The sequence below is a fragment of the Neobacillus sp. PS2-9 genome, from assembly GCF_030915525.1.
Lineage (GTDB): Bacteria > Bacillota > Bacilli > Bacillales > Cytobacillaceae > Neobacillus.
In genome coordinates this window covers 1,048,424-1,060,327 of record NZ_CP133269.1, presented here as the reverse complement: position 1 = coordinate 1,060,327, position 11,904 = coordinate 1,048,424, and the positions used below count along the sequence as shown (strand labels likewise).

The following is an 11,904-nucleotide window of genomic DNA, read 5'->3' as shown; positions in this document are numbered from 1 at the left end:
TGAAAATCATTTTCAATTAAATCGTTGACATCCTCCAATTGTTCATTTTATGATAAAGATGTCATTGAAAATGATTATCATTTACATTTACCAAGGAGGATACATACCCATATGAAAATGACAAAATCTTTATTATCTATCTTCTCCATCCTGGCTATATTCTTATTAGCAGCTTGTGGCGGTGCAGAGGACAAAACAACTAAAAAGAAAGAAGCACCAAAGACAGCTGCTGAAAAAAGCTATACTGTCGAACACGCAATGGGATCAACCACTATCAAGAGTACGCCAAAACGCGTAGTTATTCTTACAAACGAAGGAACAGAAGCCCTTTTATCTATGGGAGTTACTCCAGTTGGTGCGGTTAAATCTTGGACGGGTGACCCTTGGTATGAGCATATCGCTGGTCAGTTAAAGGACACAAAAGTTGTGGGTACGGAGAGTGAAGTTAACGTTGAAGCAATTGCTGCATTGAAGCCTGATTTGATTATCGGTAATAAAATGCGTCAAGAAAAAATTTATGAGCAATTAAGTGCGATTGCTCCGACTGTTTTTGCCGAAACTTTACGTGGCGACTGGAAAGCTAACTATTCTCTTTATGCGAAAGCTGTTAATAAAGTAGATAAAGGGAATGAAGTTTTAGAAAAGTACAATGGCCGAATTGCAGATATCAAGGAAAAACTTGGCGACAAAAAGAATATGAAAGTTTCTATGGTTCGTTTTATGTCTGGAGAAGTTCGTATTTACCATAAAGATACCTTCTCAGGTGTGATCTTAAATGACCTTGGGTTTGCTCGTCCTGAGAGCCAAAACGTGGATGATTTTGCTGAAAAGAATGTAACGAAAGAGCGTATTCCAGCAATGGATGGGGACATTCTCTTCTATTTCACTTATGATACAGGGGATGGAAAAGGCAATACGCTTGCAAAAGAATGGCTTGCTGATCCATTATTCAAAAACCTAGAGGTAGCAAAAAAAGGTGAAGTACACAAAGTAAACGATGCTATTTGGAACACAGCTGGTGGTGTAATAGCTGCAAATCTAATGCTTGATGATGTGGAGAAAATCTTCCTTAAGAAATAACATCTCATATGTAACAAAAATAGAAGAGAGCGGGGTTGCCATGACCCCGCTCTCTTCTGTTTTAAGCTGTTGTTGAAAACATGTATTTTTTATAATGGTAGCGTATGGAAAAGATTAAACCCAGTCCGAGCATATTCCCCATGAGGGCACTTCCTCCATAGCTGATGAATGGCAATGGAATACCGGTAATTGGCAGAACTCCAATAGTCATTCCGATATTTTGAAACACGTGGAAGGTAATCATGCTGATGACACCTACACATATATACGTATAAAAGTTATTCTTCGTTTCCATTCCAACCTTGGTAATGTGATAAATTAATAAGAAAAATAAACTGATTAACACACTTGCTCCAATGAAGCCATATTCCTCCCCGACGACACTAAAAATGAAATCAGTTTGGCTTTCCGGTAAATACACTTCACGGTTACCTGTTCCTTTTCCCCCAGTCTGCCCTGATCCAATCGCAAGTAACGATTTGGTCAATTGATAGGCATCTGAGCCTTGATAGCTATACGGGTCAAGCCAGGAATAAATCCGATTGAACTGGTATTGTTTTACTCCAAGATATTTTTCAAGTAGTTCTGGATTCCAGAGAACGAAGTAAAAAATCGTTCCAATAAGCAAGACACCGACTGAAAACAACGGTGTGAGCAGCTTCCAGGAAATTCCCGAAATAAAGATCATACCTAATAGGATGGCAAGGAAAACGAGAGAAGTTCCTAAGTCCTGTTTAATGATTAGAATCAACGGTGCCATTGTTACCATTCCAAGCTTCACTAACAACCAAAAATCGGATTGCATCGTTTTGATTAGATTTTTCTGATGGTGGTCCTCAATCGTCCGGGAAAGAGCTAAAATAATGAAAATTTTAACAAACTCTGACGGCTGGATGGTACCCAATCCCGGAACCTTAAACCAGTTTTTTGCTCCGTTGATGACCGGTGCAATACTTGGTGGCGCGACAATCAGGAATGCCAGCAGGAAAAGTCCGAATCCATACGCATACCAGGTTAGCTTTCGTAATTGATCCGAGTCAAGTGTCATTACACTCGCAATAATTCCCCCACCAACGACGTACCAAACGATTTGCTTTAATAGGAAGTTCTCCTTATATTGACCGCTTGCCTGGGCGCTATAGATTGCTAAACAGCTGGCTAGAAAAAGTAATATCAGTATAAAAACGAGATTATAATCAAGTTTAGAAGTTGTATTATTATTTGAAGTCATACTAGGTCTCCACCTTATATTAAAACTTGTCCATTCCTCCATTATATTTTTAAAGAGGACAAATCACAACTTCTAAACGACAATGGTTTTATTTACATACTATTTTCCTATATTAAACTTGTCTGTTGATTTCCGCTCAAGACGCTTCAATCAACAGAGTGTCAATTAAAGATTTTGCTTTAACCTATCATTTAAAGTAAATCCGCTTTACTTCGTTTGTCATCCATTCTAGGTTGCTTGGGACTTGTGGAAGGCCATAGCCGATGTAGAGTGGAGTGGTGACGAAACGGGAGACAACCTTGGCGTAGATTTTATCATCTATATGATGAAAAAACACATTGTAGCTCGTTGCCTTGAATGGAAAATGATTCAGTATATAATGAACCGCTATTTGCAGATAATCCGAAAATGGTTCCTGGTAGCTCGAATCATTCATCTCGATATTAAACTCATAAAATCCCACACGTGGTTTGGAGGAAAGCGTAAATCGAGTGCCCTCCTCTTCTGCAATCACAAGCCCCTCAAACATTTCATGGGTAACTTTTTCTTTATAATCAATATCATTTAAGCCAACGATTTGCATATGCGGATGGGCAAGTGTTCCTCCAGATAATGGGCCATGATTTTTGAAGAATATCACCGAACGATAGCGACCAGTCTCCTCCATTTCGAGCCAATGCTTGATTCCGAACTTTATTAAGCGATGCAAATGATCTTTTGAATAAGTTGACAGCTCTGCATGGCAATCGTCTGTTTCAATTAAGACGGTCTGATATGCATTTTCTAAAACCGGGTATTTATTTTTCAATAGAATGATGGGTCCATCCACCGCTAGAAGGTCCGTCAGTTGGTCGCGTTCGCAAAAAGGGCAGGCCTGTTGTTTGTTCCGGATATTTTCTGGCTTTTTGACTCCAATAGAAGTATTAAAATGCAGATGTGTATGTTCCAAAGTGTTTCTCCTCTCGAACGTTATAGTTCTATTTTATGGGAGTCGACCCTTCATTTGCACTTATTTTGTTTGAATGTCGGAGAATTTCATTGACCCAATTGGTAAAATAAACCTAAAATAAAGGTGGATTTCATGAAGCTGCTTTTCTATGCATATCATTTATATGTACAGGCTTATTATTATGTAGAAATGAGAGGGGACCTATGTTAACAAAACTGGAAGCACTTATTCTCGGAATTATCCAAGGTTTAACGGAATTTTTGCCTATTAGCAGTACAGGCCATCTTTATTTAGGAAGAAATTTATTTGGGCTGCAGGAAGCGGGGCTTTTACTCGATACCATGCTCCATATCGGTACCTTACTCGCTGTTTTCGTTTTTTATAAGGATGAATTTATTAAAATCATCAAAAATCCCTTTAGTAAGTTAACCTTTTTGTTGATTGTCGGTACGATCCCTGCGGTTATTTTCGGTCTTACTTTAAAGGATTACATTGATGAAATTTCCAAGACAGGCGTTACGATTGGCTGGGAGTTTCTCGTTACAGGATTATTCCTGTGGCTCGCAGATTCAGCAAAAAATGGTTATAAGAAAATGGACGATATTAGCTATAAAGATGCGTTGATTATTGGGACTTTTCAAGCGGTAGCCATTATGCCTGCCATCTCTCGTTCGGGTATGACGATAGTAGCAGCCCTGTGGCGGAAATTAGATCGAGAAACAGCGGCCTATTTCTCCTTTCTCTTATCAACCCCTGCTATTGCTGGTGCGATTGTGCTACAAACGAAGGATTTGTTGGGCGGCGCTGGTGAGGAAATCTCCTTGTCTGCTTTGCTCGTGGGGATAATCTCTTCTGCCATTTTTGGCTATATTGCTGTTAAATGGATGATTGGTTATTTGAAAAAGAATTCATTAAAACCGTTTGCTATTTATGTATGGGCACTAGGAATTATCGTCTTGTTTTTCCAATTTACAGGGAAGTTTTAATCAGGTGGAGCGGTTTCGCAAATAAAAGGTCTGTTTTCGCAAATAAAACATGGATTATCGCAAATAAAAGGTGGATTATCGCAAATAAACCACCTTTTATCGCAAATAGAATAGATTAAACTCAAAAAAAGGCAGTTCGAGATGACTCGAACTGCCTTTTTTTATACTGTTTCAGTCTGTTTTGCCATTTCTCGAGCAGCCTCCGCAGCCTGTGCTTTCGCTTTTGCCATAATTTCCGGGACTATTTTTGGAAAATGATCCATTCCTTCTGCAAAAACGGTTTCCATCAATTCAAAGCCAAGGAATTCAAGGGCTTTGCTTAAATAACGGTCGCCCATTTCAAAATCCACCATCCGGCCACTTGAATAAATGCCTCCACGTGTTTGAATGTGAATAGCCTTTCTTCCCGTAAGAAGACCCTCTGCACCATGCTCAGAGTATTTAAACGTTTTTCCTGCAATAAATAAACAATCCATAAAGGATTTTAAAATGGCCGGTGCACCCAGATTCCATATTGGAGTAACAAAAACATAGTAGTCCGCATCAATAAATCGCTCAGCAAGTGCATGCATTTTTTCGATTTTTGTCAGCTCTTCTTCTGTAAGCTGATCTTTTGTATATCCCATAAAGGATAATTTTGCACGTGCATATAGTAAATCCATGTCAATCTGGGGGATATCCATGCTATATAAGTGCATATGTTCAATTTCAACATCCGGCTGTTCCTTTTTAAACTCCTCTAAAAATACTTCCCCAATCTGCATTCCTTTTGAAAGCTTTATATCGTTTTTCGGATTAGCCGTAATATACAAGAGCTTCGACATGTACATCCCTTCCCTTATCACACAATTAATATTTCTACTACTATACTACAACAAACTTCCATGCTCACCATTGAACAAAAAGTGAAGTTTGTGATATTTATGTGAAATTTACAGCTCCCTTTGAACAAACAGTGACAATTCCACACGAAACCAAACAAAACTTAACAAAACTTAACAAAAATCACAGCTATTATGATAATCTTTTAATAAAGTAAACTTGGAATTGGAAAAGGTGGGTGACACATGGAAGAAAAGGCATATACTCCCGATGAAGTGGCCCAAATCTTTCAAATCTCTAAACATACTGTTTATGAGTTAATTAAAAGAGGTGAGTTGCAGGCATTTAAGATTGGTAACAAAATGAGAATTGAGCACGCCGAGCTGGAAAGGTACAAAGAGAATACGAAAGCTCCGGCAAAGAAAAGTCATGCTGGACTATCAAACACGTTCAATAATCAGCCCCTCTCTATTCGACTATCCGGAAGTCACGATTTTCTTGTCGAACATTTTGCTAAACAGGCTGGCACTGCATTAAATCTACAAATTCAGCCATCTTACATAGGGAGTCTAGAAGGGCTCATGATGCTATACCGCGGTCAATGCGATATCGCTGCCATTCATCTATTAGATCCGACATCACAAGAATATAACCTGCCATTTATTCATCAGCTTTTTGTCTATGAATCCATCCTGGTCCTTCGATTGGCTGCAAGACAGCAAGGCTTTATCGTTGCAAAGGGCAATCCAAAAAGTATTCTTGATTTCCCTGACCTTGTAAGAAAAGATGTCCAATTTATCAACCGTCAAAAGGGAGCAGGGACAAGATTCTTACTTGACTCTAAGCTATCAAGCTATGGGATTAATCCTAGTAAAATTAACGGTTACGAAAATGAAGAATGGAATCATCTTTCTGCAGCTTCTTATATAAGCAGAGGGGTCGCAGATGTGGCCTTTGGGATTCAGTCCGCTGCTAGCCATTTAGGACTAGATTTCATTCCCGTTGCGCAAGAACATTTTGATCTTGTGTTCCGTTTCACAGATGAGAACAAACAAAGCCTGAAAGAGATCATCCAATATCTACAATCTCCTGAGTTTAAAAATAGTTTAACTGAATTAGAAGGTTATTCTATCGTTGATTTAGGAAAAGTAATCTATCAAACTACTTTACCGGAGGAAACCACATGTTAAAAAATCGCTATGTTGCTGTTTTATTTGCTTTTATGCTTTTAGTCCTTTCCGCCTGCGGAAAATCCGAAACCAATGATGCAGCTGCGAAAGAGAAGAAGGTAGAACCTAAGGCAGCACCAACTGAAATGATTCTTGCTACAACAACAAGTACACAGGACAGTGGTTTATTAGATGTCCTTATTCCTATGTTTGAAAAGCAAAATAATGTAAAAGTAAAAACCATTGCGGTTGGTACTGGACAAGCATTAGAGATGGGAACAAAAGGAGAAGCAGATGCCCTTCTAGTACATGCTCCAGCAGCTGAAAAAGCAGTGGTTGATGCTGGTGATGCTATTAACTATAAGCGCGTAATGTATAATGACTTCATTTTAGTTGGTCCAAAAGAGAATCCAGCGGGTGTCAGCGGTGATGACGTTACTGCTGCGTTCAAGAAGCTGGCAGAGGCGAAAGCTACTTTTATTTCCCGTGGGGACGACTCTGGTACAAACAAAAAAGAACTTGGCATCTGGACTTTAGCGAACATGAAGCCTGCAGGTGACTGGTATGTTTCAACAGGTCAAGGTATGGGTCAAACATTACAGGTGGCGGCAGAGAAAAAAGGCTATGTGCTAACAGACCGTGCTACTTGGCTTGCCCAAGAGAAAAACTTAGACACTCTTAAAATTGTTGTTGAAGGCGGCAAGGATTTAATGAACATTTATCATGTCATGCAAGTAAATCCTGAAAAGCATGATAAAATTAATAGCAAAGATGCCGAAAAATTTGTAGAATTTATGGTAGATCCTAAAACACAAGATGTGATCGAAAACTTCGGCAAGAAAGACTATGGCCAATCATTGTTCTATAAATATACTGAATAGATTTACCAGCGGCAGGAAGGTCTCTTTGATTCTTCCTGCCCTGTTTTTAACCTGGAGGGCAGCTATGTATGGAACTATTAATAGATGGACTTAAAAAAGCAATAGAGATGATCCTCTCTGGAGACCCAGAGATTTTTCAAATTACATGGCTGACTCTAAAGGTTTGTTTAATTTCCATCCTTTTTAGCACCTTACTTGGTCTTCCCCTGGGTATTCTACTTGGATTAACTAGATTTAGAGGCCGCAAATTATTTCTATTATTCATTAATATGGGAATGGGGCTCCCCCCTGTTGTTGCAGGACTTTGGATTACCTTGTTTTTATGGCGCTCTGGCCCGTTAGGTGATTGGTCTCTGCTGTATTCACCCACAGCCATTGTCATGGCACAAGTGTTAGTCTCCTTGCCCATAATTACAAGCTTAACCTGTTCTGCTTTTCAGCAAATTAATGATAAAATGCTTCTGCAAATCAAAGCGCTCGGAGCAACGAAATGGCAAACGTTAGTCATCCTCATCAAACAATCTAAAATTGCGATTCTAGCTGCGGTAATGGCTGGGTTTGGGCGGGTCATTGCTGAGGTGGGTGCCGCCATGATGGTTGGTGGTAATATCCAAGGGGACACACGAATTTTAACTACTACGATTGTGATGGAAGTATCAAAAGGTAATTTCGATATTGCCCTCGCCCTTTCGTTTATCCTATTGACCGTAGCCCTATTAATCACAGCCATCTTAACCTTTTTACAGCAAAGGAAGCGATTTTCATGAGCCCACTAATTGAGTTGAAGAATATCACTTTTAACGCGCATGATCGAACAATTCTCACGATTCCGGATTTCCATATTCATGAGGGAGAGTTTCTTGGCATCATGGGGCCGAATGGTGCAGGAAAAAGTACACTGCTGAAGGTGCTTGCTTTTCTTGAAAGCCAAACAAGGGGTGATATACTTTATCGTGGACAGTCCATCCCAAAAGGAAATGTCCCTCTAGAGTTACGACGGAAATTCTCGATTGCTCTTCAACAGACCTTACTTCTAGATGGAACTGTTTTTCAAAACATTGCTATTGGGTTAACCTTACGAAAGGTTCCAAAAAGCATCATAAAGGAGAAAGTGGCTCATTGGATGGAGGTATTCGGCATCACTCATCTAGCGAAGAAAAATGCCTTGTACTTATCCGGTGGTGAGGCACAAAGGGTCAATTTGGCACGAGCAATGATTGTGGAACCAGAAATTCTGTTTCTAGATGAGCCTTTTTCTGCTTTAGATTTCCCGACTAAGATTAAGCTAATGGAAGATTTCAAGCGAATTATTGAGGAAGCGAACACGACGGCTGTGTTTGTCAGCCATGATTTGATGGAGATTCATTATCTCACAAACCAGCTCGCCATTATTGTCAATGGAGAAGTGAAGCAAACGGGGCCAACTTCCCGGGTGTTAGATCAGCCGAATGCAGCCACCTCCCCTTTCCTAAATGAATGGAAAAAATTCTTTCCAGTCGCACGTTAAACGGCATCTCCCTCTAGAGCTGCCGTTTTTGTTTGATTAAAAACGACGAGAGGAATAAAATATGGTAGAAGTTAACTTTTTACAGATACATATTAATCTGAGATTTTAAGGGGGAGTTCATTCCATGAAATATGCAATAATAACCGGTGCATCAAAGGGGCTAGGTGAAGCGATTGCGAAACGCCTCATTCAAGAACAAATTGCCGTCGTTTCTGTTTCTAGAACAGAAAACGAGGAAATTAAACAATTGGCTGCCGAAAAAGGGCTATTTTATCAGCACTATGCCTGCAATCTCTCTTTGGAAAAAGAAGTACAGGAAGTATTTATGGAGATTGCCCACTGGATTTTTGAAAAGAATCCTAAAGAGATTCTTCTTTTTAACAACGCAGGCGTTATCGAACCGATTCAGACAGTCGGAAATTTAGATCAAACGCCGATTATCCGTAATATCCAAGTTAATTTAATTGCACCGATCATTACAACTAATCTCTTTTTTAATAAAGCGCAGGTCACAAATACGGCAGTACAGGTCATCAATGTAACCTCCGGGGCAGCCGTTCGTTCAATCGAAGGCTGGAGTGTGTACTGCAGTTCTAAAGCGGGCATTAATATGTTTACACAGACAGTAGCACTCGAACAAACTGAACTGAAGACGAACAACAAAATCATTGCCTTCAGTCCAGGGGTCATGGATACTAACATGCAGACTACCATTCGCTCTTCCTCAAAAGAAGCGTTTAAAGATTTGGAACGCTTCAAGGAATTTAAGGAGAAAAATACTCTCTTACAGGCAGACACCGTGGCCAATGCATTAGTAGACTTACTGTTAAGCGGGAATGTTGAAAGTGGAAAAGTGTACAATATTAATGAACTATTAAAGTAAGCAATGAGGCCTTGCATCTAGCAAAGGCCTCTTTTCATTATAAAAAAGTATAAAATTCGACTTCGAGAATTGTCTAGCTCCAGCGCCTAGCCCCTCGGGTCAAATAACCTTCGGCAATAAAAGTCAAAAGAACGACTTTTCTTGCCGAAAAACATTTGCCTGTCGGGGCTGACCAAGGCGCTTCCGCTTTTCTAATCTTCCTGTGGAAACCATAAGGTGATGCTGGTTCCTTTGTTTAGTTTACTTTTTACTTTGATTAACCCTTTGTGTGCATCCATTAAGGCCTTCACAATAGAGAGACCAATGCCGACCCCGCCTGTTTTGCGGTCTCGTGATTTGTCACCGCGATAGAACCGTTCGAATATATGCGGGATATCATCTTCGGCCATACCTGAGCCTTCATCTTGAATTTTGAAGCCAACATAGCCTTCCTTATCCGTTTGGACGGAAAGGGTGACATTCTTCCCTTCTGGTGTATATTTCAATGCATTATTAAGTATGTTTGAAAGGATTTGCATGAGCTTGTCTTTGTCCGCCTCAAACAATTCCTCCTGTTTCGGTTCCTCGATGTGAAGATGAACACCTTTTTCCTTAAAAATAGGCATAAACATTTCGTACAATGCCTCTAATACACTACCAGCCTCTAATTCTATTTTTTCCAGCCTAATTTGCGGATTTTCAGCAGCTAGTAATTTTTCTAGTTCATTCACTAGTCTTACTAACCGCATCAGCTCTTCGTGACTTACCTGTAAACGCTGTGGTGTTGGCTCCCAAATCCCATCCTGAAAGGCTTCAATTTGACTTCTTAAAGTCGCCAGGGGTGTCCTTAATTCATGGGCCAGGTCACCGGTAAACTGCTTCCGAAGCATTTCTTCCCTTGCCAGGGATTCTGCAAGGTTATTGAATGAGATGGCAATTTGCTTCACTTCTGTAGGCAGACCTGACAATGGAATGCGAATATCCAAATTATGCTGCTGAAGTTCATTTGCAGCAAAAGATAACTTCTTTAAACCAGATGTCAGCTTTTTTGAAAAAAGCATGCTGAATACGATGGCTAGAACAATCGTTAAACATACCGCTGCGTAAATATAGAGTTGGATAGATTGGATAAACGTATATTCATCATCAATTAAGCCTTTAGGATAAATGGCCACCAATTTCCCAATGATGGTATTATTCACCTTCAGTGTGTAGGACTTGGAATGCCACTCCTCCCCATCCGGTGCTGGTTCAGTCAAACCGAAGCTATTCAGCATGCTCCTAATGTTAGAAGAATCCATCTGCAGTTGTCCAAAGCGATCATATAATTGAAAATAAAGCTGATCAGTCATTGCATGCTCGTGCAACAGACCATACACAGGATCACTGGTAAAATGTCCATTCTTCCTATAATCCTTCTCAATTTCCGTGATAATTCGATCAATTTTCTTTTCTCTGTTGTGGTCTAAATAACTATTAAAGCTCTCTTCAAATCCATATTGAATAAAAAAGCTGACGATTAAGATTCCGATCATAGAAATCAAAACTAAATAAAAAAGGATTTTAGACCGGAGTGTTTGCAGCATCTAGTACCCCTCCAAATTTATAGCCCATCCCAAAAACAGTAACGATGAAATCCGGCTGTCGTGTATCTTGCTCTATTTTTTTCCGGAGGTTTTTAATATGTGTATCCACACTGCGTTCATAGCCTTCATAATACATGCCCTCGTCCTGAATTTTCTCTAATAAGTCCATTCGACTGTATACACGACCTGGATTTTCCGCCATATTCGTTAATAGCTTGTATTCGATTGGTGTTAATGTCACATATTCTCCGTTTACTTTGACTTCTTTCTTTATAATGTCTACCACTAATTTTTTTTCGTTGAATTCAAGGAGTTGTACTTTCTCCGTCTTTTTGACACGCCTTAAAATGGCCTGAACGCGTACAACCACTTCCCGAGGACTAAATGGCTTCGTTAAGTAGTCATCTGCACCCATAACAATTCCGTTGATTCGGTCATCCTCTGCCGATTTGGCCGTAAGCATCAGAATGGGAACATCTGATTCTTTCCGTACGAGCCGGCAAACCTCTTCCCCAGAAATATCGGGCAGCATAAGGTCTAATATAATTAAGTCAGGGTTTATGCTTTTTGCCTTCTTTAAAGCATCTATTCCATTATCAGCACTGTGAATTTCATAGCCTTCTCTCTCTAAGTAGGCCTCGAGAACTTCTATAATTCTACGTTCATCATCCACCAATAATATTTTCATTATAATCACTCCCCATATCTTTACTATATCATCTTGGGTCTGTGATTTTTGTAACTTCACAAATTCGCTACAACTTAGTCAAAACATCTTCAATTTTTAAAAATTGGCTACAACTTGAGACTACTTTTACTCTATTGTTGTAG

General features: G+C 39.7%; 12 protein-coding genes. 7 read left to right on the top strand and 5 right to left on the bottom strand.

The features are described 5' to 3' along the window. Positions 1 to 111: 111 nt before the first annotated feature. Positions 112 to 1,080 (top strand): ABC transporter substrate-binding protein, encoded by a 969-nt coding sequence (locus RCG25_RS05115; RefSeq protein WP_308082607.1) that lies wholly within the window; start codon positions 112 to 114, stop codon positions 1,078 to 1,080. 61 nt (positions 1,081 to 1,141) lie between these two features. Here RCG25_RS05115 and RCG25_RS05110 read toward each other — a convergent pair whose 3' ends face one another. After that, entirely contained in the window at positions 1,142 to 2,311 is a 1,170-nt protein-coding gene (locus tag RCG25_RS05110; RefSeq protein WP_308082606.1) for an FtsW/RodA/SpoVE family cell cycle protein, read from the bottom strand. Positions 2,312 to 2,498: 187 nt separating this feature from the next. Beyond that, positions 2,499 to 3,260, bottom strand: coding sequence for a DUF4931 domain-containing protein (locus RCG25_RS05105; RefSeq protein WP_308082605.1), 762 nt, complete (start codon positions 3,258 to 3,260; stop codon positions 2,499 to 2,501). A gap of 203 nt (positions 3,261 to 3,463) precedes the next feature. Between RCG25_RS05105 and RCG25_RS05100 the strand changes: the two genes are divergently transcribed. Further along, positions 3,464 to 4,246 carry an undecaprenyl-diphosphate phosphatase gene (locus tag RCG25_RS05100; RefSeq protein WP_308082604.1) on the top strand — a complete coding sequence of 261 codons (783 nt, stop codon included), beginning with the start codon at positions 3,464 to 3,466 and terminating at the stop codon, positions 4,244 to 4,246. Between the two features lie 161 nt (positions 4,247 to 4,407). Here the strand turns inward: RCG25_RS05100 and RCG25_RS05095 are convergent, their stop codons facing one another. After that, positions 4,408 to 5,070 (bottom strand): FMN-dependent NADH-azoreductase, encoded by a 663-nt coding sequence (locus RCG25_RS05095; protein WP_308082603.1) that lies wholly within the window; start codon positions 5,068 to 5,070, stop codon positions 4,408 to 4,410. A 243-nt stretch (positions 5,071 to 5,313) separates the two neighbouring features. Between RCG25_RS05095 and RCG25_RS05090 the strand changes: the two genes are divergently transcribed. From RCG25_RS05090 to RCG25_RS05070, 5 genes are all read left to right on the top strand, one after another. Then, positions 5,314 to 6,258 (top strand): helix-turn-helix transcriptional regulator, encoded by a 945-nt coding sequence (locus RCG25_RS05090; RefSeq protein ID WP_308082602.1) that lies wholly within the window; start codon positions 5,314 to 5,316, stop codon positions 6,256 to 6,258. Further along, on the top strand, positions 6,252 to 7,118 hold the full coding sequence (locus RCG25_RS05085) for an ABC transporter substrate-binding protein (RefSeq protein ID WP_308082601.1): 867 nt from the start codon (positions 6,252 to 6,254) through the stop codon (positions 7,116 to 7,118). Before RCG25_RS05090 ends, RCG25_RS05085 begins: the two co-directional genes overlap by 7 nt. A gap of 68 nt (positions 7,119 to 7,186) precedes the next feature. Then, entirely contained in the window at positions 7,187 to 7,885 is a 699-nt protein-coding gene (locus RCG25_RS05080; protein WP_308082600.1) for an ABC transporter permease, read from the top strand. Then, positions 7,882 to 8,625 carry an ABC transporter ATP-binding protein gene (locus tag RCG25_RS05075; RefSeq protein WP_308082599.1) on the top strand — a complete coding sequence of 248 codons (744 nt, stop codon included), beginning with the start codon at positions 7,882 to 7,884 and terminating at the stop codon, positions 8,623 to 8,625. The genes RCG25_RS05080 and RCG25_RS05075 overlap by 4 nt, the downstream gene beginning before the upstream one ends. Before the next feature lie 124 nt (positions 8,626 to 8,749). Continuing rightward, positions 8,750 to 9,508, top strand: coding sequence for a (S)-benzoin forming benzil reductase (locus tag RCG25_RS05070; protein ID WP_308082598.1), 759 nt, complete (start codon positions 8,750 to 8,752; stop codon positions 9,506 to 9,508). 191 nt (positions 9,509 to 9,699) lie between these two features. On the opposite strand, the gene RCG25_RS05065 is transcribed toward RCG25_RS05070, so the two are convergent. Then, a complete protein-coding gene (locus RCG25_RS05065) occupies positions 9,700 to 11,073 on the bottom strand; it encodes a HAMP domain-containing sensor histidine kinase (protein ID WP_308082597.1) in 1,374 nt (457 codons plus the stop codon). Continuing rightward, positions 11,051 to 11,761 (bottom strand): response regulator transcription factor, encoded by a 711-nt coding sequence (locus RCG25_RS05060; RefSeq protein ID WP_308082596.1) that lies wholly within the window; start codon positions 11,759 to 11,761, stop codon positions 11,051 to 11,053. The genes RCG25_RS05065 and RCG25_RS05060 overlap by 23 nt, the downstream gene beginning before the upstream one ends. Between the last annotated feature and the right edge of the window lie 143 nt (positions 11,762 to 11,904).